At 64.8% G+C, this 22539-nt stretch carries 24 protein-coding genes and 1 tRNA gene; 15 read left to right on the top strand and 10 right to left on the bottom strand.

Annotated elements, in window-relative coordinates; all coding sequences use genetic code 11:
* Positions 1-29 precede the first annotated feature (29 nt).
* On the top strand, positions 30-866 hold the full coding sequence (locus FJ425_RS04855; RefSeq protein ID WP_140628819.1) for an amidohydrolase: 837 nt from the start codon (positions 30-32) through the stop codon (positions 864-866).
* A 40-nt stretch (positions 867-906) separates the two neighbouring features.
* Here the strand turns inward: FJ425_RS04855 and FJ425_RS04850 are convergent, their stop codons facing one another.
* The 3 genes from FJ425_RS04850 to FJ425_RS04840 are packed head-to-tail and all read right to left on the bottom strand — an operon-like array spanning position 907 to position 3770.
* Positions 907-2034 carry an extracellular solute-binding protein gene (locus FJ425_RS04850; protein WP_181164871.1) on the bottom strand — a complete coding sequence of 376 codons (1128 nt, stop codon included), beginning with the start codon at positions 2032-2034 and terminating at the stop codon, positions 907-909.
* 20 nt (positions 2035-2054) lie between these two features.
* Positions 2055-3215, bottom strand: a complete 1161-nt coding sequence (locus FJ425_RS04845; RefSeq protein ID WP_140628813.1) for a CaiB/BaiF CoA-transferase family protein — start codon at positions 3213-3215, stop codon at positions 2055-2057.
* A gap of 3 nt (positions 3216-3218) precedes the next feature.
* Positions 3219-3770, bottom strand: coding sequence for a MaoC family dehydratase (locus FJ425_RS04840; protein WP_140628810.1), 552 nt, complete (start codon positions 3768-3770; stop codon positions 3219-3221).
* Positions 3771-3839: 69 nt separating this feature from the next.
* On the opposite strand from FJ425_RS04840, the gene FJ425_RS04835 reads away from it, so the two are divergent.
* Positions 3840-4283, top strand: a complete 444-nt coding sequence (locus tag FJ425_RS04835; RefSeq protein ID WP_140628807.1) for a hypothetical protein — start codon at positions 3840-3842, stop codon at positions 4281-4283.
* A 19-nt stretch (positions 4284-4302) separates the two neighbouring features.
* Here the strand turns inward: FJ425_RS04835 and FJ425_RS04830 are convergent, their stop codons facing one another.
* Positions 4303-4563 (bottom strand): hypothetical protein, encoded by a 261-nt coding sequence (locus tag FJ425_RS04830; protein WP_140628804.1) that lies wholly within the window; start codon positions 4561-4563, stop codon positions 4303-4305.
* 594 nt (positions 4564-5157) lie between these two features.
* On the opposite strand from FJ425_RS04830, the gene FJ425_RS04825 reads away from it, so the two are divergent.
* Together FJ425_RS04825 and FJ425_RS04820 are read left to right on the top strand one after the other, a co-directional pair.
* Positions 5158-5616, top strand: coding sequence for a YbhB/YbcL family Raf kinase inhibitor-like protein (locus FJ425_RS04825; RefSeq protein WP_140628802.1), 459 nt, complete (start codon positions 5158-5160; stop codon positions 5614-5616).
* Positions 5617-5679: 63 nt separating this feature from the next.
* Positions 5680-6180, top strand: coding sequence for a DUF6496 domain-containing protein (locus FJ425_RS04820; RefSeq protein ID WP_140628799.1), 501 nt, complete (start codon positions 5680-5682; stop codon positions 6178-6180).
* Between the two features lie 56 nt (positions 6181-6236).
* Here FJ425_RS04820 and FJ425_RS04815 read toward each other — a convergent pair.
* Positions 6237-6312 (bottom strand) — tRNA-Ala (locus FJ425_RS04815).
* Between the two features lie 164 nt (positions 6313-6476).
* Positions 6477-6872, bottom strand: a complete 396-nt coding sequence (locus FJ425_RS04810; RefSeq protein WP_140545272.1) for a TIGR02300 family protein — start codon at positions 6870-6872, stop codon at positions 6477-6479.
* 196 nt (positions 6873-7068) lie between these two features.
* Between FJ425_RS04810 and aroA the strand changes: the two genes are divergently transcribed.
* The 5 genes from aroA to FJ425_RS04785 all read left to right on the top strand — a co-directional run bounded on the left by aroA (position 7069) and on the right by FJ425_RS04785 (position 12458).
* Positions 7069-8427, top strand: coding sequence for a 3-phosphoshikimate 1-carboxyvinyltransferase (gene aroA / locus FJ425_RS04805; protein WP_140722107.1), 1359 nt, complete (start codon positions 7069-7071; stop codon positions 8425-8427).
* Positions 8428-8554: 127 nt separating this feature from the next.
* Positions 8555-9205: a (d)CMP kinase gene (gene cmk / locus FJ425_RS04800; protein ID WP_140628793.1), complete on the top strand. Its 651-nt coding sequence runs from the start codon at positions 8555-8557 to the stop codon at positions 9203-9205.
* Between the two features lie 194 nt (positions 9206-9399).
* Positions 9400-11097 (top strand): 30S ribosomal protein S1, encoded by a 1698-nt coding sequence (rpsA, locus tag FJ425_RS04795; RefSeq protein ID WP_095769359.1) that lies wholly within the window; start codon positions 9400-9402, stop codon positions 11095-11097.
* Between the two features lie 157 nt (positions 11098-11254).
* Positions 11255-12082: an MOSC N-terminal beta barrel domain-containing protein gene (locus tag FJ425_RS04790; RefSeq protein WP_140628789.1), complete on the top strand. Its 828-nt coding sequence runs from the start codon at positions 11255-11257 to the stop codon at positions 12080-12082.
* 97 nt (positions 12083-12179) lie between these two features.
* Positions 12180-12458 carry a hypothetical protein gene (locus tag FJ425_RS04785; protein ID WP_140628785.1) on the top strand — a complete coding sequence of 93 codons (279 nt, stop codon included), beginning with the start codon at positions 12180-12182 and terminating at the stop codon, positions 12456-12458.
* 39 nt (positions 12459-12497) lie between these two features.
* On the opposite strand, the gene FJ425_RS04780 is transcribed toward FJ425_RS04785, so the two are convergent.
* The 4 genes from FJ425_RS04780 to FJ425_RS04765 form a co-directional block, all read right to left on the bottom strand.
* On the bottom strand, positions 12498-13205 hold the full coding sequence (locus tag FJ425_RS04780) for an SDR family NAD(P)-dependent oxidoreductase (protein ID WP_140628781.1): 708 nt from the start codon (positions 13203-13205) through the stop codon (positions 12498-12500).
* 198 nt (positions 13206-13403) lie between these two features.
* Positions 13404-14984 (bottom strand): 5-guanidino-2-oxopentanoate decarboxylase, encoded by a 1581-nt coding sequence (locus tag FJ425_RS04775; RefSeq protein ID WP_140628778.1) that lies wholly within the window; start codon positions 14982-14984, stop codon positions 13404-13406.
* Positions 14981-15649: a TetR family transcriptional regulator C-terminal domain-containing protein gene (locus FJ425_RS04770; RefSeq protein WP_140628775.1), complete on the bottom strand. Its 669-nt coding sequence runs from the start codon at positions 15647-15649 to the stop codon at positions 14981-14983. The genes FJ425_RS04775 and FJ425_RS04770 overlap by 4 nt, the downstream gene beginning before the upstream one ends.
* Positions 15619-16491 (bottom strand): dimethylarginine dimethylaminohydrolase family protein, encoded by an 873-nt coding sequence (locus tag FJ425_RS04765; protein WP_140628772.1) that lies wholly within the window; start codon positions 16489-16491, stop codon positions 15619-15621. The genes FJ425_RS04770 and FJ425_RS04765 overlap by 31 nt, the downstream gene beginning before the upstream one ends.
* Positions 16492-16702: 211 nt before the next feature.
* Here FJ425_RS04765 and FJ425_RS04760 point away from each other — a divergent pair, with 211 nt between their 5' ends.
* From FJ425_RS04760 to FJ425_RS04735, 6 genes are all read left to right on the top strand, one after another.
* Positions 16703-17518 carry an ABC transporter ATP-binding protein gene (locus FJ425_RS04760; protein WP_140546721.1) on the top strand — a complete coding sequence of 272 codons (816 nt, stop codon included), beginning with the start codon at positions 16703-16705 and terminating at the stop codon, positions 17516-17518.
* 57 nt (positions 17519-17575) lie between these two features.
* Positions 17576-18373: a transporter substrate-binding domain-containing protein gene (locus FJ425_RS04755; RefSeq protein ID WP_140546720.1), complete on the top strand. Its 798-nt coding sequence runs from the start codon at positions 17576-17578 to the stop codon at positions 18371-18373.
* 149 nt (positions 18374-18522) lie between these two features.
* Complete coding sequence (locus tag FJ425_RS04750; protein WP_181164852.1) at positions 18523-19233, top strand: ABC transporter permease subunit; 711 nt, start codon at positions 18523-18525, stop codon at positions 19231-19233.
* Positions 19233-20042, top strand: coding sequence for an ABC transporter permease (locus FJ425_RS04745; RefSeq protein WP_140546718.1), 810 nt, complete (start codon positions 19233-19235; stop codon positions 20040-20042). Before FJ425_RS04750 ends, FJ425_RS04745 begins: the two co-directional genes overlap by 1 nt.
* Before the next feature lie 133 nt (positions 20043-20175).
* Positions 20176-21177 carry an Ldh family oxidoreductase gene (locus FJ425_RS04740; protein ID WP_140722105.1) on the top strand — a complete coding sequence of 334 codons (1002 nt, stop codon included), beginning with the start codon at positions 20176-20178 and terminating at the stop codon, positions 21175-21177.
* Positions 21178-21554: 377 nt separating this feature from the next.
* Positions 21555-22538: a complex I NDUFA9 subunit family protein gene (locus tag FJ425_RS04735; RefSeq protein ID WP_140628763.1), complete on the top strand. Its 984-nt coding sequence runs from the start codon at positions 21555-21557 to the stop codon at positions 22536-22538.
* Position 22539 lies beyond the last annotated feature (1 nt).

Here is a 22539-nt window from a genome sequence, read left to right as displayed (position 1 = left end):
ATTCTCCAGGCCACGGAGGATACGCCGCCATGATCATCGACACGCATCTGCACCTCATAGACCAGGGCGCGCTTCGCTATCCGTGGCTGTCCGGCGTGCCGGCGCTGAACCGCGATTTCTCCTATGCCGAATATGCCGCCGACGCGCGGCGCTCGGGCATTGAAGCCGTGTTGCATATGGAGGTCGATGTCGATCCCGCCGATATTGCCGCCGAGACGGCGCGGGTGAAGTCGATCGCCGGCCAGGCGGGTAGCCTACTCAAGGGCGCGATAGCCTCCTGCCGGCCCGAGGAGGCCGGTTTCGAAGCCTATTTGGAAACGGTCAAGGCCGAGCCGTTCGTCAAGGGTTTCCGCCGCGTGCTGCATGTCGTTCCCGACGACCTGTCGGAAGGGGCGCTGTTTCGCCAGAACATCAAGCGGCTGGCCGACACCGGCCTGACATTCGATCTTGTGGTGCTGCCACATCAGATCCCGAAGGCAATGGCGCTCGCAGACCTCGCCCCCGACGTCCAGTTCGTTCTCGACCATTGCGGCGTGCCCGACATCAAGGGCAATGCCGAGCATCCGTGGCGAGAGCATATCGAAGCAATCGCCCAACGGCCCAACGTCACGGCCAAGATCTCCGGCGTCGTCGCCTATGCCGATCCGGCGACGTGGACGGTCGAGACGCTCCGGCCCTATGTCGAGCACACGATCCGGTGCTTCGGCTGGGACCGGGTGATCTGGGGCAGCGATTGGCCGGTCTGCACGCTGGGCGGCGGGCTGACGACCTGGGTCGCCGCCACGCATGCGCTGCTGGCCGGTGCAAGCGATTCAGAGCGGACCCGCCTGCTCTCGGGCAATGCACGCCGGCTGTGGCGGATATAGACGTCAAGCTCGCCGAGCGTCGCGGCGGCGATCGGCACATCTAGCCGGCGGCGGCCGGCGCGAAACTCTCCCGGAACAGGCGATTGATGTCGGCGACGACGCGCCTTGCTTCCTGACGGCCGGCAAGACCTTCATTGATGCGGTCCGAAGCCCGCTGCTGGAAGGCCATATAGCCGTCATGGCGCGGGCGGACCCAAGCGCCCTCGAGCGTCGCCCGCGTAGCGCGATAGAAGTCGCCTGTCGCGGCGTTGACGGCGTCGTCCTCCCAGGCTGCGGCATGGCCGGGCTGGCCGCCGGCGGCGGCATAAGGGCCGCGCTGCACGTCGCCGCTGGCGATCCAATAGGCGAAGTCGATCGCCGCCTCGGGCGCGGCGGAAAAGGCGGAGACGGCAATGCCGGTGCCGCCGAGCGCCGAGCCGATCGGGCCGTTGCCGCTGGCGACCGGCATGTCGGCGAAGGCGAGGCGGTGCGGGCGGAAACCCGCCACCGCATAGGGAACATAGCCATAGATCAGCGGCGCGCAGGCGATGCGCGAGCCGGGCTTGGCCATCTTCTCGAAGACGGCGATCGGATCCATCGTCAGGCATGCGGGATCGACCAGCGCCGCGATCTCGCACAGCATCTCGAAGGCGGTTTCGCCGGTCCCGCCATCGACAAGGTCGGCCGAACCGTCGACCGTGCAGGGCCGGCCGAGATCGGCGGCCAACGTGTAGAAGCACATCAGCGAATGCGGCGGCCTGAGCGGCAAGAGCACGCGGCCCTGCTCGGCAAGCGCCAGCACTTCGGTCCAGATCGCCGGCGCGGTTTCGATCAGATCGGGCCGCCAAGCCTGAACCTGGGTCGCGGCGTCGATCGGGAAAGCCCATTGCCGGCCCTGCCAGGTATAGCTCGGATAGGACTGGCCGACGCTTGCCGCAGCCAGCGCCTCGCGTTCCGCCTCGCGCCCTGGCACATCGAGCGGCGCCAGACACTTCTCGGCGGTGATCTGGCCGACATGCGGATGGTCGATAACGATCAAATCATAGGCGCGGGCGAGCTCTTCCACCGGGAAAGACTCGAAATCCTGCAGCGAGCGCTTTTCCCATTCGATCGAGACGCCGGTCTTTTCCTTCCACAGCGCCGAGCACGCCACCATCGGGTCGTAGCCGCGCGGATGGTTCCAGGTCATGCCTTTCAACGAAACACCGCTCACAGCCCGAACTCCGCGCGGATTTTTTCGCTGTGCTCACCGATTTGCGGGGCGGCGCGATCCACCTTGGCGCGCGCGCCGTCGACGCGCAGAGGTGTGCGGGTGGTCAGGATCGAGACATTGTCCTCACGGGTCACCGTCTGCAGCATGTCGAGCGTCTTGAAGCCGTCGCTCTGCATCAGTTCCGGCCAGGTCAGCACTTTGGCGCACCAGACATCGGCGGGCTCGAGGACGGCCAGCCATTCGTCGATGGTTTTCTCGGCAATGCGCCTGGCGATGATCGCCTTGATCTCGTCGCGGGCGGTGAACCAGGTCTCCGGCTTGTCGCGGAAAGGGTCTAGCTCGGGAAGTTCGAGCAGGTCGGCTATCTTCGGGATCGGCGTCATGGCAATCGCCAGGTAGCCGTCCTTGGCCGGATAGACGCCGTATGGCGCCGAGAGATAGGCATGGGCGCTGCGGAAGGACGGGCGCTTCGGCAGGCGGCGGCCGTCGTTGAGATGCGTGGTCAGCACCTCGAACTGGAAATCGATCAGCGCCTCAAGCAGGCTGGTTTCGACATGGCCGCCCTCGCCGGTGATGCCGCGCCGCACCAGCTTGGCGAGGATGCCTTGGGCGCAGGCGGCGCCCGCCAGCATGTCGGCGATCGCCAGGCCGAAAGGCACCGGTCCCTGCTCCTCGTCGCCGTTCAGCCACATCACGCCGGAACGAGCCTGGGCGAGCAGATCCTGCCCCGGGCGCTTCACCCATGGCCCTTCCTCGCCATAGCCGCTGATCGAGGCATAGACGAGCCGGGGGTTGATCGTGCTGACATGCTCATGGTCGAGGCCGAGCCGCTCGATGACGCCCGGCCTGAAGTTCTGGATGAGCACGTCGGCCTTGGCGATCAACGCGCGCAGCGCGGCGAGGTCGGCCTCGTTCTTTAGGTCGACGGCAAGGCTCTCCTTGCCGCGGTTGATGGCGTGGAAAATGGTGGAATCGCCGCCGATCTCGGTGTCGCTGAGATAGAGCCGGCGCGACAGGTCGCCGCCATCGGGCCGCTCGATCTTGATGACGCGCGCGCCGAGGTCGAGCAGGCGCAGCGAACAGTAGGGTCCCGACAGGAACTGGCTCATGTCGATGACGACGAGGCCGGTTAGTGGAAGTTCTTTGTCAGCGGCCACGGTTCACTTCTCGGTCTTGCCGACGAAATCGGCCGGGTTCTTGTATTTCACGGTTTGCAGATGCTCGCAGTAGAGCACCAGCTCTCCTTCACCCTTGAAGACTTCGTAGCTGGCGCGGATCAGGCCCATATCCTGGTAGCGCGGCTTTTTGTCGAGGTTGGTGCGGATCGAATAGATGGTGTCGCCGATGAAGACCGGCTTGATGAAGCGCAGTCTGTCATAGCCATAGGAAAAGGCGTTGATGCAGTTGGTGGCAACCAGGCCGAGCCCGGCCGAAAACACGAAGGCGCCCGCCACCAGCCGCTTGCCGAAGATGCCTTCCTTCTCGGCGAACATCTGGTCCTGCACGTAAGGATGGATGTCCAACACTAGCGCATTGAACATATGGCTTTCGCCCTCGGCGACGGTGCGGCGAAGCGAGCGGATTTTGTGACCGACTTGCCAGTCCTCGTAGAACCAGTTTTCAGAATTCCAGACAGGGATTTCGGCATGCGCCTCAGGCATGTCGGCGGGATGCGTCGAGGCGACACCGACGGTCGGCGAGAATGCGCTCATGATCCTCTCCGGGAGCTTCCGGCGCGGCCTGCAAGGCGGTTCCGGGCGCGATGCCGGATGGCGAGACGCATGGTCGCTTTCCTCCCACTGTTTTCTTTTGTGAATAATATTTTCACATATGGGATTGCCTTGCAAGCGACGATCGGCGAAATTTTCGCAAGGCCGACACCAGCGGAGAAGCCGCCGGCGACGCCAGGAAGATCGATGCAAAGCGCCTGTCTTGCTTTGTCGGCAGCCTTCAATCGCGAGGCGCCCTGTTTCAGGGCGCGCGATATCGGCCTCGGCGTCTACACCTTGGACGGGACGACGCTGCCGTGCCGAAGCTTGCCGAGACCGACGACGTCGACAAACTCGGCCTTCCTGTCGGCGACGCCGGACGGCTCGTTCAGCCAACCAGAATGCCGACCGGATCTCGATCTTCGCCCGCTACGAGACGCGCGGCCGGCTGATCGATGCCGGCCCATGCCGTCGAGATCGGAGATGAGCGTGCGGATCGCGCAGAACCCGCTTTGACCTCAGTGACCGGCTTTGCTCACTGGCTGACCCGGGCGAAGGAACCGGCATAGGTCTGCCCCGCCAGCGCGTAGGTGACGTTGAGCATTCCCGGCGACGCCATGGTGGCGGTGATGTCGGCGCCGTTCGGCAGGCGCCCGAGCTTCAACGTGTTGCCGGAAATCCTGCCGGAGCCGTCAGCGACACCCGGCTTGTTGTCGGCCAGATCGCCCCATGCGTAGCTGACCGTCACCTGCCCGCCCGAAGACACGGTCAGGACCGCCAGCTTGCCGTCATACATGCCGTTGAGCTGTCCCGCCCATATGCCGGAGAATGCAGTGTATCTGGCCGGAACGCCCTTGCCGGGCGGAACGACCGCAGCCGCCTCATCCAGTACCGCCGAATTCGGTGAGGCCGGAGCGGGAGCGGCGGCCGGAGCGGGTTGCGGGTCAGCAACAGGCTGTGTGTCTGGGGTCGATTGACAAGCAGCAAGCGCGACCGCAATGCAAAGCATCGGCAAGAGATTGTTTTGTCGCGCAAGCAGCCCGGATCGAACACGTCCCTGCGCCGGATTTCCACCCAAAGCCGGAATTCTCATAAGCGTCCCTCTGACAGGAAGCCCTTAGCCTAGTTGCCGCCACCGGCATAGGGATTTCCTCCGGCGCTTGTTTCGCCGGATACGACCTGAGTTCGCTTCCGTTGGAGCAGCTTTCCCAGCGACGATATCTCGACTTGCAGGCATCCATCGACGCGCCGTCGCGGGCATGATGCTGGAACTCCCGCCAACGCCCCGCGTTCCAAAAGAAACCAGTAGCGAGCGCGCTCCGCCGATGCGAGCAAAGATCGTTCGTGAATTCCTTCGCGAAGAACGCGATAAGTGCACGGAGTTCCAGCCATGGCTTTCACGCTTGAGAGTCCAGCCTTTGAAAACGGCCAGACCATTCCCGAGCCCTATGTCCGCAACGGAGGCAATTTGTCTCCTCCCCTGCGGTGGAAGAACGCGCCGGCCGGGACCAGAAGCTTCCTGCTCGTCGTCGAGGATCCCGACGCGCCGCGCGGCATGTTTCGCCATTGGGCGGTCTATGACATTGCCGCCGGCCGAGACCGCTTGCCCGAAGGCACCGCTGGACCGGAAACTTTCCACCAGGCCGTGAACGACTTCGGCAATGCCCGTTATGACGGTCCCCAGCCGCCAAAAGGGCACGGCGTTCACCATTATCACTTCCGCCTTTCAGCACTCGACGTTGAGGCGCTGGAAACCGGCGGAGAACCGGGAATCGCCAATCTTCTGGCCCAGGCGGAGCCGCATATGATCGCCACTACCGATCTCGTCGGCACATATGAAAGCCGCTGATGCGCGATCTGACGCATCCTGTCGGCATTCGATCATGCCCCCGTTCGAACGAGGAGAAAAACAATGCCGGACAAGAAAACCATCGAAAAGGCGCGCGAAGACAAGCGCGAAGGCAAGTCGGCAAGCACGCAGGCCGGTGAATTCGTTCACGCGGAAATCGACAAAGTCCGCAAAGGCAAGCACGGCGCCCGCTCCACCAAACAGGCGATCGCCATCGGTCTTTCGGAAGCGCGCCGCGCGGGCATCGACCTGCCGCCCCCCAAAAAAGGCGATGTGAAGGACAGCACGCGCAAGAGCGCCAAATATGCTTACGAGGCAGGCCAGGGCGAACGGAAGCCGAAGCGCCAGCCGAAGGTCTCGAAGGCGGTATCGAAGGTGCTTGAGGGCGAGCCGAAGAGCACCGCCTCTCACAAGGCTCTGTCGAAGCAGGCCAAGAGCGCCGCATCCGGCCGCACAGCCGAAGAGCGGTCGGCGGCGGCGAGGAAAGCCGCGCAGACTAAAGGCGCCGCCGGACGATCGGCGGCAGCGCGCAAAGCAGCCAGAACCCGCGCCCAGCGCGGTTAGAGCAATTCGAGTGCGAGCGGTTTTCCGTTCGTGCAATTGGTCAGGAAGTGACTGTTTGGTGGAGCCAATCGGAATCGAACCGACGACCTCTTGAATGCCATTCAAGCGCTCTCCCAACTGAGCTATGGCCCCACTCCCGGCAGTCGGCCGGCGCCGTTTCCGGCGAAGAGATCCGGCGCGATTGGGAACCGCGCCGTCGTTTAGTGCTGGCGGCTTCTAGCGCCGCCTTCGGTCAAGATCAAGCCTTGAAAAGCCGCTTTTTCGTCACAGGCCAAAATGGCCGGCAAACGATCCAATCAGACTTCGTCATCGTCGTCGCCGACACCGATCATATCGGCGACGTCATCGTCCTCTTCCTCTTCGTCGGCAAGGAAGGTGTCGTCCTCATCGTCGCCGAGATCGACATCTTCTTCATCGTCGCCAAGATCCGGAAGTTCGTCGCCGCCGCCCTTGGCCTCGTCATCGGCCTCCTCGAGCGACACGACTTCGGCGCCTTCCTCTTCGTCGGCGTCCACTTCCTTTTCGGCGACTTCCTCATCTTCCTCGAGGGCGGAAATCTTGCCTTCCTCGAAATAGGAGCGCGGATAGCTCTTGCCGGTATAGGGCGAGACGATCGGGTCTTTGTTGAGATCGTAGAATTTCCGACCCGTTTCGGGGTCGACACGCTTGGTGCCAAGTTCAGCTTTTGCCACAGCAGGCCTCGTCAATAAAAGAGTGGTCCCCATAACCGCAGTTTTGAGCGCTGTCAAAGCCAAAAGCCGGCATTGTAAAATGCTCGTATTCGAAGGCCTCGCACAAGGGGATGACCATTGCAACGCACCGTGATACGAGACCGCCGCAGCATGACGAACCGAGCCGGCCAGCCGGCATTTCATTTGGAAGACAAGGATGTCTCACTCCGCCGCCGCTAAGCCGGCCACGGCCCGCAAATCCCCTGCCCTTGCCGGCACCGCGCGCGTGCCGGGCGACAAATCGATCTCGCACCGCTCGTTCATGTTCGGCGGCCTTGCCTCCGGCGAAACCCGCATCACCGGCCTGCTCGAAGGCGAGGACGTGATGCGCACGGGCGCCGCCATGAAGGCGATGGGCGCGCATATCGAAAAGAACGGCGGCGAATGGGTGATCCGCGGCACCGGCAACGGCGCGTTGCTGCAGCCTGAAGGCCCGCTCGACTTCGGCAATGCCGGCACCGGCTCGCGCCTCACCATGGGGCTCGTCGGCACCTATGACATGGAGACGACCTTCATCGGCGACGCCTCGCTTTCGGGCCGGCCGATGGGCCGCGTGCTCGACCCGCTGCGCCAGATGGGCGTGCAGGTGCTGAAGGCCGCTCCCGGCGACCGCATGCCGATCACGCTGCGCGGCCCGAAGCATGCAGCGCCCATCACCTATCGCGTACCGATGGCATCCGCCCAGGTGAAGTCGGCGGTGCTGCTTGCCGGCTTGAACACTCCCGGCATCATCACGGTGATCGAACCCGTGATGACGCGCGACCATACCGAAAAGATGCTGAAGGGTTTCGGTGCCAACCTGAGCGTCGAGACGGATGAGCGCGGCGTGCGGCACATCTTCATCGAAGGCCAGGGCAAGCTCACCGGACAGACGATCGCCGTGCCGGGCGATCCGTCCTCGGCCGGCTTCCCGCTGGTTGCGGCGCTCATCGTGCCGGGTTCGGACATCGTCATCGAGAACGTGCTGATGAACCCGACCCGCACCGGACTGCTGCTGACATTGCAGGAAATGGGCGGCAAGATCGATATCCTCAATCCGCGCAATGCCGGCGGCGAGGACGTGGCGGACTTGCGCGTGCGCTCGTCGGAGCTGAAAGGCGTGGCGGTGCCGCCCGAGCGCGCGCCGTCGATGATCGACGAGTATCCGGTGCTGGCCGTCGCCGCGAGCTTCGCCGAGGGCGAGACGCTGATGCAGGGGCTGGAGGAACTTCGGGTCAAGGAATCCGACCGTCTGGCGGCGGTGGCCAGGGGCCTGGAGCTCAACGGCGTCGACTGCACCGAGGGCGAGGCCTCGCTCGCCGTGCGCGGCAGACCGGGCGGCAAGGGACTGGGCGCTCATCCCAACGGCCCCGATACGGCGGTGAAGACGCATCTCGACCACCGCATCGCCATGAGTTTTCTGGTGATGGGGCTGGCAACGGAGAAGCCGGTGACCATCGACGACGCCAACATGATCGCGACGAGCTTTCCGGAATTCATGGGGCTGATGAAGGGGTTGGGCGCGGAGATTGGGTGAGGTCGATGAGATTGGGCCAAACTGAAACGCTGGCGGGACAGCGCCCCCCTCTGTTCTGCCGGACTGTCCGGCAGGACAGAGGGGGGCGCGAAGGATCGCGGCGCCCGCGTCTTCGGTTGGCCCGCCCATGACCCACACCTTCACCATCGCCATCGACGGCCCGGCAGGCGCGGGCAAAGGCACGCTCGCCCGCCGGCTCGCCGACCACTACCGGCTGAACCTGCTCGATACCGGCCTCACCTATCGCGCGGTGGCCCACAAGCTGCTCGAGCTCGGCCTGCCGCTCGACAATGTCTCGGCGGCCGAAACCGCTGCTCGGCAGGTGGACCTCTCCAACCTTGACCGCACCGTGCTGGCCGCGCATGCGGTGGGCGAGGCCGCATCGAAGGTCGCGGTCATTCCGACCGTACGGCGTATCCTGGTGGAGAAGCAGCGGGCCTTCGCCAAGGCGCCGCCGGGTGCTGTGCTCGACGGCCGCGACATCGGCACCGTGGTGTGCCCCGATGCCGACATCAAGCTCTATGTCACGGCAAGCGCCGAAGTGCGCGCCAGACGCCGGCTGGCCGAGATCGAGAGCATGGGCGGCAGCGCCGATCTCGCCACCATCCTTGCCGATATCGAGCGTCGCGACGAGCGCGACATGGGCCGCGCCGACTCGCCGCTGAAGCCGGCGGCAGACGCGCACTTGCTTGATACCAGCGAAATGGCTATAGAAGCCGCGTTTCTGGCGGCGATGGCGATCGTTGACGACGTCCTTGCCGAAAGAAACAAGGCCTGATCAGGTTTTTCGATTGCCGTTGGCGGCGAAAATACCCATATCGGGCACGAACCAGCCTGCCAGCATTCTTCATGCGCCGGACTTGCCGCCTGAACAGCGGCCAAGGGCTTTCAGCCCGGAACGCCGGCAGGCTCACGCAACGCTAACCCACGGCGCCCGCCCCGCTTGAAGACCGGGGTATTCCAGGAGAAACAATGTCAGTAGCTAATCCGTCTCGCGACGATTTCGCGAGCATGCTCGAAGAATCATTCACCGCCGGCCATTCCGGCGAGGGCCAGGTTGTCCGGGGCACGATCACCGCGATCGAAAAGGACATGGCCATCATCGATGTCGGCCTCAAGGTCGAAGGCCGAGTGCCGCTGAAGGAATTCGGCGCCAAGGGCAAGGAATCCTCCCTCAAGGTCGGCGACACCGTCGAGGTCTATGTCGAGCGCATCGAAAACGCGCTTGGCGAAGCCATGCTGTCGCGCGAGAAGGCTCGCCGCGAGGAGAGCTGGGTGCGTCTCGAAGAGAAGTTCACCAAGGGTGAGCGCGTCGAAGGCGTCATCTTCAACCAGGTCAAGGGCGGCTTCACCGTCGACCTCGACGGCGCCGTGGCGTTCCTGCCGCGCAGCCAGGTCGATATCCGCCCGATCCGCGACGTTACCCCGCTGATGCACAACCCGCAGCCCTTCGAGATCCTCAAGATGGATCGCCGCCGCGGCAACATCGTGGTGTCGCGCCGCACCGTGCTCGAGGAGAGCCGCGCCGAACAGCGCTCGGAAATCGTGCAGAACCTCGAGGAAGGCCAGGTGGTCGAAGGCGTGGTCAAGAACATCACCGACTACGGTGCGTTCGTCGACCTCGGCGGCATCGACGGCTTGCTGCATGTCACCGACATGGCCTGGCGCCGCGTCAACCATCCGACCGAAATCCTCAACATCGGCCAGACGGTCAAGGTGCAGATCATCCGCATCAACCAGGAAACCCACCGCATCTCGCTCGGCATGAAGCAGCTCGAGTCGGATCCGTGGTCGGATATCGGCACCAAGTTCCCGATCGGCAAGAAGATCAAGGGCACCGTCACCAACATCACCGACTACGGCGCGTTCGTCGAGTTGGAGCCGGGCATCGAGGGCCTCATCCACGTTTCGGAAATGTCGTGGACGAAGAAGAATGTGCACCCCGGCAAGATCCTGTCGACGACGCAGGAAGTCGACGTGGTGGTGCTCGAGGTCGATCCGGCCAAGCGCCGCATCTCGCTCGGCCTCAAGCAGACGCTGGAAAACCCGTGGCAGGCTTTCGCCTCGAGCCATCCGGTCGGCAGCCAGGTCGAGGGCGAGGTCAAGAACAAGACCGAGTTCGGCCTGTTCATCGGCCTGGAAGGCGACGTGGACGGCATGGTGCATCTCTCCGACCTCGACTGGACCCGTCCGGGCGAGCAGGTCATCGAAGAGTACAATCGCGGCGACATGGTCAAGGCGCAGGTGCTCGACGTCGACATCGAGAAGGAGCGCATCTCGCTCGGCATCAAGCAGCTGGCCCGCGACACGGTCGGCGAAGCGGCCAGCAGCGGCGAGCTGCGCAAGAACGCCGTCGTCACCTGCGAGGTCATCGGCGTGAAGGATGGCGGTCTGGACGTGCGGCTGGTCGACAGCGGCATCGAGACCTTCATCAAGCGTTCGGACCTTTCGCGCGACCGCGATGAGCAGCGCCCCGAGCGCTTCACCGTCGGCCAGAAGGTCGATGCCCGTGTCATCGCCTTCGACAAGAAGACCCGCAAGCTGCAGGTCTCGATCAAGGCGCTGGAAATCGCCGAGGAGAAGGAAGCGGTCGCTCAGTACGGCTCGACCGACTCCGGCGCTTCGCTGGGCGACATTCTGGGCGCCGCGCTGAAGAAGCAGGGCAACTAAGCCGCTTCGCGCACCGCGTAAGCTGCAGCCGCGCCACGCGCGCGGCTTGAACAATGAACCCGCGGGCCGCAAGGCTCGCGGGTTTTTCATTTCGCGGCACTGGTACAAGACAGGGACCGTGCAATCCCTTCAACTCCACACTCCGGGCAATAGGGTCATGCGCATGAAGGTCGTCGAACTCCATCGTTATCCGGTCAAGAGCCTGCGCGGCCATGCCGTGCCGAGCGCTGACATCGAGACCATGGGCTTGGAAGGCGACCGCCGCTGGATGATCGTCGACAAGGACGTACAGTTCCTCACCATTCGCCAGATACCGGCAATGACAACGATTGACGTCGAGCATCGCGATACGGGCATACTGTTGAAACATGACAGGCATGGTTCGCATGCCGTCGAGGTTCCAGGCCCAGGTGCTGCACTCCGTCAGATCAAGATCTGGAAGGATATGGTTGCCGCGCGGTCGTGTGATCCAGCCGCTGGCGCTTATCTCGCCACGATTCTTGGCCGGCCCGTCGATCTCGTCTATTTCGACGATCCGCAAAACCGGCCGGTCGACCCTGAATTCGGCGAGCCTGGAGATTATGTCGGCTTTGCGGACGGTTTTCCGCTGCTGGTCGCCACGACGGGGTCGCTGGACCATCTGAACAGCCATTTAGCCAGGCCGATCGGGATGGCGCGGTTTCGCCCCAACATTGTCATCGACGCAGAAGGCGCATGGCCCGAAGACAGCTGGAGGACGATCCGCATAGGCTCGGTCGAGTTGCGCATCGCCAAGCCCTGCGCGCGCTGTGTCATCACCACCCGCGACCCGCACAGCGGCGAGCAGCCGGACCCGCGCGAGCCGCTGCAGACGCTTGGCAAACTCCACCGCTCCGCCAAGGGCGGCATCATCTTCGGTCAGAACGCGATACCGAACAACACGGGCACAATCTCAATCGGCGACGCGGTCGAGGTCGTGGAGGCGGGCGTCTCGAATCTGACATAGTCGCAGGTTCTTCTAATGCAGTAGAGGCGTTGGCGGTCGTCATGCCCGCCAATGTCGAGAAAGGCCGCTATAGGAAGCCAGACGGTTCGGAGCCCCTATGGCCCGAGTCGGTTTTGTCGCAGCATTCCTGCTGGCCGGCACAGTGGTGACGGCGGCGGCATTGCCGCCCTACCGGCAGCGCAAGGCCGAGATCGACGCCATCACCGACAGTGGCGATGTTGCCCGCAGGCTGGAAAATCATGGCCCCATCGACGTGATCGAGCATATCGGAAACGACCACTACCGGTGGGCGGCGGCCGCACCCTCGATGTATTTATCGTCGACGACGCGAGCGCCGAACAGATTCCGGGCCCGCGCAAGTTCAAGCCGCAGATAGGCAAGCTCGTCTGTAGATGAGCCGCCCCGCGGTCGCCCCTCAGGCGCGGCCGTAGAGCGGCACCAGCGTGCCGCTCATCGCCAGGTTGGCGGGCGAGGCGAGATAGGCGATCGCTTCCGCCGCGGCCTCCAGGCTGACCCATTTGGCGAAATCGGCGTCGGGCATGTCGGCGCGGTTGGCGGGCGTGTCGAGCGTCGAGGGCGCCACGGCGTTGACTAGGATGCCCTTGCCCTTCAACTCCTCCGCCATGGCCACAGTCATCGCCGCGACCGCCGCCTTGCTTGCGGCATAGGCGACCATGCCGGAGCCGCGCCTCGGATCGAGACCGGCGCGCGCGGCGACATTGACGATGCGGCCGGCCGTATTGGACTCCAGCATCGAGCGCACCGCGGCGCGGCTGCACAGGAAAGCCGTACGGGCGTTGGTGTCCATCATCTCGGCGAAGGAGGCCGACTCGATCTTTTCGACCGGCGCCATGGTGAAGCCGCCGGCAAGGTGGATCGAGGCCCAGAGCTCGGGCACCTGGTGGTAGAAAGCTTCGACCTTGGCCGAATCCGATAGGTCGACATTATGCGCCAGATGCACGCTGGCATGGGCCGCGTAAGGAAAATGCGGCGGGGCCGCCGCGTGGGCATTGGGCACGTGGCAGATCGCGCCCTGCTCCAGCAATCTGCCGACAACCGCGCCGCCGAGTGCCCCAGTGCCGCCCGTCACCACGACATGCCTGCCGTTCAGCGTTTCCGTCATACTTCGACCGCTCCTGTCATTTTCTTATGATTATTTCTTTTGGTTGTACCGCCCCAGACTGGAACGTCGCGCCTTTCGCGTTGTCACTCAATTGAAATATCGACATGGCAGGCGCAGCGTCTTTGCATGCGTCGGACCGTGGCGGCCGGCATCGGTTTGCCGGCGCCGGAAGGGCCAGCCGGCAGACGTGCCGGTCTTTCAGTCGACGGCGATTTCGATGACGCGCGGCTTGCCGGCCGCCCGCGCGCGCTTCAGCGCCACGGCAAGGCCGCCGGCCCCGGCCAGCCGCTCGGCCTCGATGCCGTAGGCCTCGGCGAGCTTGCAGAAATCGGGCGGCGCCGGCGACACGCCGACCGGCTCGACGCCGACATCGAGCATCGAAGTTTCGATCTCGCGATAGCCGCGATTGTTCCAGACGACGAAGATCACCGGCGCTTGGGCGTCAAGCGCGGCGCCGATCTCCGGCAAGGTGAACTGGAAGCCGCCATCGCCGGTGAGGCACACCACCGGCGCCTCCGGCACCGCAAGTGCTGCGCCGATCGCCGCCGGCGGGCCGTAGCCCAACGCGCCGAAGCCGGTCGCGGCGTTGAACCAGCCGCCGGGACGGTCGTGGTCGTAATAGAGGTTGGCGGCATAGATCGGCTGGGTCGAATCGCCGACGATGATGGCGCCCGGCAGCGCGTCGCGGATCGCCTCCACGGCGCGCACCTGCGCCAGATAATCAGGCTTCAATTCGGACAGTGCTGCCGCGCGTGTGGCGGCCGCACGAGCCCCGCCTTCGCTTGCCGCGGCATGGCCAGGCCCGATCGCCGCGAGCAGGGCGTCGATCGCTTCCGAGCAATCCGCCTGGATGCCGACCGTCACCGGCCGGCGCGCGATCTGGTCGGCGCCGATATCGATGCGGATCAGGTTCTTCGGCAGCACGAAGCCGCCGTCGCCATAACCGTCATAATCGGTCGGGCCGAATTCGGTGCCGGCGGCAATCACCAGATCGGCGTCCGCCATCAACGCACGCACGGCCTTGAGGCTGGGGCTCGCCGGCACGCATAGCGGATGGCCGTGCAGCAGGCCCCGCGCATTGGCGGTCTCGACCACGGGGGCGCCGAGCATCTCGGCCAGACGCCGCAGCGCCGCATCGGCCTTCTTGGCGCCGCCGCCCGAAACGATCAGTGGACGGCGTGCTGCCCTGCAAAGCCTTGCCGCCTCGGCCATCGCCGCCAACTCCGGAGCGGGTGGCGCGGTATTGCTAAGGACGGCCGCAACACCATCGGCGGGCTTGACCATGACGTCGGTGGGGATCTCGATATGGACTGGACCCGGGCGTGAGGAGGAGAAGACGGCGAAGGCGCGGGCGAGCGCGCCAGGCAATTGCTCGGCCTCGGTGATGCGCTCGGAAAACAGCGCCACCTTCTCCATCATGCCGCGCTGGTCGGGCAGCTCATGCAGGAAGCCCAGCCCTTTTCCCAGCGTATCGGTGGCGTTGACACCGGAGATGACCAGCATCGGCACCGAATCGGCGCGCGCCTGTCCCATGGCTGTGATGGTGTTGGTGAGGCCCGGCCCGGTGATGACGAAGGCGACGCCGGGACGGCCGCCGGCGCGCGCATAACCGTCGGCCATGAAGCCGGCGCCCTGCTCGTGGCGCGGCGTGACATGACGGATCTTCGAGCGCGCCAGGCCGCGATAGAGCTCGACCGTATGCACACCCGGAATACCGAAAACGGTGTCGACGCCATGCGCTTCGAGCAATTTGATCAGCGCCTCGCCGATGGTGGTCATTGGTTTCCTCCCTTTTGTGGCGTCAAGCCGAGCTCGGCCTCTATGGCGTTGACGCCTATCGCCGCCAATTCGCCAGGCGAGAACATCTCTGCCGCCAGGCAGCCTTCGATCCAGAGCCCGTCGATGATCGCGTTGATCGCGATGGCATGACGGCGCAGCTCGCCTGCGTCCGGCTTGCGCTGCTCGGCGGCAAGCACTTCGGCAACGACCGCTTCCACCTCGTCGCGAAAGCCGAGGTAGCCTTCGCGATGGGCACGGGCGAGCGCCGGATCCGCATTGGCGCGGCCAAGGAAGGTTGCCCAGAGCGAAAACACCCGCCGGTCGACGATCGGCGCGTTGAGGTTGGCGGTGACGAAAGCCGCGAGGCGTTGGCGAGGCGAGGCGTCTTCCATGACCAATGCCGCTTTCGCCTGCTCGGTCATGCGGCCGACCAGCGCCGCATAGGCTTCCTGCAGCAATTCTTCCTTGCCGGGGAAATAGTGCCGGATCAGCCCGGCGGTGACGCCGGCGCGCAAGGCGATGGTGCGCAAGGTGGCGCCCTGAAGGCCATATTCCGCCACGCTGTCCAGGGTCGCATCGATCAGATCCTGCCGCCGCCGCTCCTCGCCCTCGCGGCGGAACTTGCGGCGCGCATTCATTGGCGCAGGATCGGCCGCGTCAGGCATGTCGGCCCGCCTTCGCAGGCGATGCAGAGCGCATCCGCCTCGAATGTCTCGACCGTGCAGCCGGCGGCTTCCATCGCGGCCTTGGTCTTGGGAAAACCAGCAACGGCGATGACCTTGTGCGGGCTGGTCGGCAGCACGTTCAGGCTGAGGCCGTTGGAAGCGGCGAACTCTTCGGCGTCGCCTTCGACCAGCCGGATGCCGCGCGCCTTCAGCATCTGATAGAACGTGGCCGGCAGAAGCGGCGAATAGACCAGGGCCAGGTCGTCGGCCAGCGGGCTGATCACCGACATCAGATGCAGGCACGCCTCTTCGCCCTGCCACAGCGGCAAATCGAAGCCGTAGACGGAAATGCCCAGCGGCGTCAGCAGGTTGGAAACCTGCTGGATGCCTTCCTGGTTGGAGCGCACACCGCGCCCGATCGCCAGCGTGCGGGCATCCACCCATACGCAGTCACCGCCTTCGACCTGACCAGGCGCCTCGACACGACCGAGGACCGGAATGCCCAGCCTCTTATAAGTTTCCTCATGCAGCGAGGGCTCCCGGGCGCGCAGTGGCTTGCCCATGGACAGGATCAGGGCGCCGCGGTCGGTCATCAGCGACGGGTCATGCGTGAACACCGAATCCGAAAGGCCGTCGGCCGTGTCCTCGATCCATTCGATCTCGGCGCCGGAAGCCGCCACCAGCTCGGCAAGGAGCGAATGCTGCGAAGCGGCCTTCGCCGGGTTGAATCCCGGGCCATAGTGCCAGGCCGCCCTGTCGGCATCACGCATGGCGTTGGCCGCCGACCGCATCAGCACGCGCCGCAGCGGCGCCGCCATGGACTGTGATCCGAAAGCGCTCATCGATGCCCTTTTAAGATGAAAAAAACCGTGAAAATTTCATGAAGGGCTATTTATACACTTGCGCAACAAGGCCGCAAGTGCCGTAATGAGCGGGATTGACGGGCTCGCGCTGTCGGGTCCATGCTGAAGCCTGGAGCGGGTCAGTGCAGCGTATGTTGATTAGCCGGATAGACGTTCGACGAACTGCCGTCGGCCAGATAGAGGCCACCCGGTGAGCGCTGCAGGAGTTGCCGTAGTCCAATCCGGTGAGGCGCAGAACGGCGCCGCCGAAGCCATCCATGTCGAAAACCTGCACAAGAAGTTCGGCCAGCTGCACGTGCTGAAGGGGGTTTCGCTGTCGGCGCGCGACGGCGAGGTGGTCGCCATCATCGGCGGCTCCGGTTCCGGCAAGTCGACGCTCTTACGCTGCATCAACTGCCTGGAGAATCCCACGAGCGGCATCATCCGGGTCAATGGCGAGGAGATCAAGCTCAAGGCCGACAGCCACGGCCACACCGTTCCGGCCGACCGCAGGCAGATCGAGCGCATTCGCTCGAGGCTCGGCATGGTTTTCCAGAATTTCAACCTGTGGAGCCACATGACGCTGATCGAGAATGTCATCGAGGTTCCGGTGCATGTGCTTGGCGTCAAGCGCAGCGAAGCGATCGCCCAGGCCGAGAAGCTGCTCGCCCGCGTCGGGCTGGCGGAAAAGCGCGACGTCTATCCGGCTTTCCTGTCCGGCGGCCAGCAGCAGCGAGCCGCGATCGCCCGCGCGCTGGCGATCAATCCGCGCGTCATGCTGTTCGACGAACCGACTTCCGCGCTCGATCCCGAGCTGGTCGGCGAGGTGCTGAAGGTCATCGGCGATCTGGCGCGCGAGGGACGCACCATGGTGCTGGTGACGCATGAAATGAAGTTCGCCCGCGAGGTCGCGACGCATGTCGTCTATCTCTACAACGGGCTGGTCGAGGAAGAAGGTCCGCCGGAACAGCTGTTCGGCGCGCCCAAATCCGAAAGGCTCAAGCAATTCCTCCGCAATGTCGGCTAGGTGCCGGCATCAAGCGGAGCGAAAAACCGGGAACAACAACAAACTGGGAGTCCTGACATGAAGACTGTTCTCAAGACATTTGCCGCCGCGCTGCTTCTCGGCGTCGCGGCGATGGGCGGAGTGGCCAAGGCCGAGCAGGTCAAGATCGGCGTCGCCGCCGAACCCTACCCGCCCTTCACCTCGCCCGACGCCAGCGGCAAATGGGTGGGCTGGGAGATCGACTTCGTCGACGCCGTCTGCGCCGAAGAGAAACTCGACTGCGTGATCACGCCGGTGGCCTGGGACGGCATCATCCCGGCGCTGACGACCAAGAAGATCGACGCCATCGTCTCTTCCATGTCGATCACCGACGAGCGCAAGAAGACGATCGACTTCTCGGACAAGTACTACAACACCCCGACCGCGATCATCGGGCCGAAGGACCAGAAGTTCGGCGCCACGCCGGACGATCTCAAGGGCAAGGTGATCGGCGTCCAGGTCTCGACCGTGCATGCCGTGTACGCCAAGAAGCATTTCACCGGCGCGCAGGAAATCAAGGAATACCAGACCCAGGATGAAGCCAACCAGGATCTGGCCGCCGGTCGCATCGACGCGGTGCAGGCCGACTCGATCGCGCTCGGCGAATTCCTGAAGTCGGACCAGGGCAAGGCCTGCTGCGACCTGAAGGGCATGGTGGCGCCCGACGACGAAGTGCTTGGCCCAGGTGTCGGCGCCGGTATCCGCAAGGAAGACACCGCGCTCAAGGAAAAGTTCAACGCCGGCATCAAGGCGATCCGCGCCAACGGCAAGTACGACGAGATCTCGAAAAAATATTTCGACTTCGACATCTATGGCGGCGCCACGCAGTCGAACTGAGCCCTCTCGCATATGAGTGAGGGCATGGCGTCCGCGCCATGCCCGATCTTGCCACGCATGCCCGCCGCTGACCTGACCGTCGGCGGCTCGCCAGCAATCCGGGGGCGAAGCTGATCGACGCCTTTCTTCCGGCCTCCGCGGCCGGCATCATGGAACTCCTGTCGCCCGTGGCGCCCGGCTGGGGCGGCACGTTGCTGGTCGGTCTGCTGCATTCGGTCGAGATCGCCATAGGCGCGACCTGCCTCGGCCTCATGATCGGCACCGCCGGCGCGTTCGGCAAGCTCTATGGCGGCCCGGTGACGCGCGATCTGCTCGCGGTCTACACGACGGTCGTGCGCGCCGTGCCGGAACTGGTGCTGATCCTGCTGCTTTATTACGCCGGCACCGACCTCATCAACCAAGTGCTGACGGCGATCGGCTACAGCCGTGTCGACATCAGCGGACTCGCGGCCGGCATTTTCGTGCTGGGTTTCGTCCAGGGCGCCTATTCGACCGAAGTCATCCGCGGCGCCATCCTCGCCATCCCGCAAGGCCAGATCGAGGCCGCCCGCGCCTACGGCATGTCGCCGGGCCTGATGCTGCGACGCATCACTGTGCCGGCCATGCTGCCCTTCGCCATCCCCGGCCTGGCGAACCTGTGGCTCATCGCCACCAAGGACACAGCGCTGCTTGCTGTCGTCGGCTTCTTCGAACTGACGCTGGCGACGCGCCAGGCGGCCGGCGTGACCAAGGCCTACCTTCTTTTCTATCTTGCGGCCGGCGCGCTCTATCTCGCGCTCTCGCTGTTCTCCAACCTGATCATCGGCCGCGTCGAGGCCTGGTCGCGGCGCGGCATGCCCTCCGTCAGAGAGGCGCGCTGATGTCCGCCGAAGCCTCCGCGATCCACATGGCGGCGCGCGCCTCGATCTGGCTCAAGCCGCACCGCATCGTGCTGATCCTGATCGGGCTGGCGCTGGTTCTCTGCGCCGCCGTCTTCATGCGCTGGGACTGGCTGCCGCAATATTGGGAAATGGGCCTGATGGGCATCTGGCGGGCGCTTTGGATCCTCGCCGTCACCTGCGCGCTGGGCTTTGCGCTGGCCGTGCCGCTCGGGCTCGCCCAGGCAGGCGGACCGATCTGGTTCTCGGCGCCGGCGAAGGTCTTCTGCACCATCATCCGGGGAACGCCGCTGCTCCTGCAGCTCTGGCTGCTCTATTACGGCCTCGGCTCGATCTTTCCGCAATATCCATGGATCCGCGAATCGTGGCTTTGGCCGTATCTCAGGCAGGCCTGGCCGTATGGCGTGGTGGCGCTGACCTTCTCATTCGCCGGCTACGAGGGTGAAGTGATGCGCGGCGCATTCGCCGGTGTGCCGCGCGGACAGTTGGAGGCAGCCCGCGCGTTCGGCATGAGCCGCTGGAAAATCTTCCGGCGCATATGGTTGCCGCAGGCCTTCTATCGTGCGCTGCCGACGCTGACCGGCGAGACCGTGCTGCAGTTGAAATCGACCCCGCTGGTGGCGACGATCAGCGTCATCGACATCTTCGCCGTCTCCTCCAAGGTGCGCCAGGACACCTATCTGACCTACGAGCCTTTGCTGCTGCTGGCGCTGATCTATATGACGATCACCGGTATCCTGGTCTTCGTCTTCAGTCGGATCGAGGCACGGATTCCGGTCAAGATCGGATAGTAGGGGAGTAGGGGAGTAGGGGAGTGTTCAGCCACGATCCGCATTCACATTTCCACCCCCAGTCGCTACTCGCTCCATAATTTTCCCCTACTCCCCTACTCCCTTATTCCCCTACTCACTTAGGACGGCCACGATGCAACTCACCCTCGCCCAGGCTACAGGCCTATGCCGGATGGCGGCGCTCGGCGCCGGTGCCAATGAGGAGGCGGCGCAGTCGCTCACCGCCTCGATCATCGCCGCGGAAGCCGAAGGCCTGTCGACGGTGGGGCTGTCGCATTTCATCGACTATCTGGAAGCGCTCGAAGCCGGCCGCATCGACGGCAACGCCGATCCGGCGATCACGCGGCCGGCGCTCGCCGTCTATCTTTCGGATGCGCGCGGCGGACTTGCCCATACCGGCGTCGACCGCACCATCGACGACCTGGTCAAGGCGGCAAAACTGTTCGGCGTCTCGATCTTCTCGCAGAAGAACGCCTACACATGCGGCGCACTCGGCTATTTCACCGGACGGCTGGCCGAACAGGGGCTGGTTTCCTTCGCCGCCACCAACGGACCGGCGGTGCTTGCCGGCTCAGGCTCGGTCAAGCCGGTCTATTGTACCAATCCGATGTCCTTTGCGTCGCCCGCCGCCGACGGGCCGCCGCTGATCATCGATCAGTCGTCGAGCGCGACTGCCTTCGTCAACATCCGCAAGGCGGCCGAGGACGGCAAGAAAATCCCCGAAGGCTGGGCGCTGGATGCCAGCGGCAACCCGACCACCGATCCGGCGGCGGCGATGAAGGGCGCCATGCTTGCCTTTGGCGGCCAGCGCGGCGCCAACATCGCTTTAATGGTCGAGGTGCTGGCCGCGGGCATTTCCGGCGCCAACTGGTCGCTCGACGCGCCCTGGTTCACCGATGGGGCGGAGAGCCCCGGCACCGGCCTTTTCGTTCTGGCCATCGAGCCAAAGCTGCTCGACCCGGATTTCGAGCGGCGCATGAAGGACCAGCTCGACCGGTTGCGGCGGCGCTATGGCGTGCATATACCCGGCCGCTCCCGCGCCGAAGCCGCCGAGAAGGCAAAGGCGCGCGGCATCACCACGTCCAGGGCAGTGGTGCAGCGCATTTCGGAATTCGCCGAGCGTTATTCGGCCTGATTTTCCCTGCGCGATTGAACCTTTTTTAGACGCTGCACGACCCATGTCCGGCACCCCACGCCGCGAGCCGCCGATTGGCTTCGTCAGGCACGCGGCTGGCGGCGCCGCGCCGAGCGTTCAGGCCGGGGCGGGCGTGCTTGCTTCACGCCACCTTGATGCCGTCTCAGGTCAGGCCGCCTCGTTGAACCCTGCTTCGGCGTGGACACTGCCCGGGAAACCCCGCTTCGGCGGGGTTTTCTGCCTTCGTCAACGTGGCAGGAGGGGCGTTCTGGGCAAGTCCAAAAACAACGCGATGGCGACCTCCGGTCGCTCTTTGCCTTTGGCGAGAAACGGATTAAGAAACGGCTTCAGCCAAGCATTGCGCGCGGAGCCAAGTCATGACCGAAATCCTGCAGACCCCCAAGCTCGTCGTCGTCTTCGGCGGCTCGGGCTTCGTCGGTCGCCATGTCGTGCGGGCGCTCGCCAAGCGCGGCTACCGCATCCGGGTCGCCTGCCGGCGGCCCGACCTTGCCGGCCATGTGCAGCCGCTCGGCAATGTCGGCCAGATTCAGCCCGTTCAGGCCAATGTGCGCGTGCGCTGGTCGGTCGACCGCGCCGTGCAAGGCGCCGACCATGTCGTCAACCTGGTCGCCATCCTGCATGAGACCGGCCGCCAGAAATTCGGCGCCGTGCACGATTTCGGCGCGCGCGCCGTCGCCGAGGCCGCACGCTCGGTCGGCGCAGGCCTCACGCAGATCTCGGCGCTCGGCGCCGATCTCAATTCGCCGTCCAACTACGCCCGCACCAAGGCGCTGGGCGAAAAGGCGGTGTTCGAGACGATTGAGGATGCCGTCATCTTCCGGCCGTCGATCAATTTCGGACCGGAGGACCGCTTCTTCAACCGCTTCGCCGGCATGGCGCGCCTATCGCCCGTGCTGCCGCTGATCGGCGGCGGGCAAACGAAATACCAGCCGGTCTATGTCGGCGACGTCGCCGAAGCGATCGCACGCTCGGTCGACGGCAAGGTCAAGGGCGGCGAGATCTACGAGCTCGGCGGCCCGCAGGTGCTGACCTTCAAGGAATGCATGGAAGAGCTGCTCGCGGTCATCGACCGCCGGCGGTTGCTGGTGCCGGTGCCGTGGTGGGTGGCGAACATCCAGGCGTCGATCCTGCAGCTGCTGCCCAATCCGCTCCTGACCAAGGACCAGGTGCTGCAGCTGCGCGAGCACAATGTCGTCTCGGACGAAGCCGTCAGCGCCGCCAGGACGCTTGCCGGCCTCGGCATCCAGCCGCAGGCGATCGCCACCATCCTGCCCAGCTATCTCTGGCGCTTCCGCGCCGCCGGACAGTTCCAGCAGCGCCGGCCGATCGCCGACCGATAGC

It is taken from the genome of Mesorhizobium sp. B2-7-2 (genome assembly GCF_006440775.1).
In the GTDB taxonomy this organism is placed as follows: domain Bacteria; phylum Pseudomonadota; class Alphaproteobacteria; order Rhizobiales; family Rhizobiaceae; genus Mesorhizobium.
This window is presented reverse-complemented; position numbering and strand designations above follow the sequence as displayed.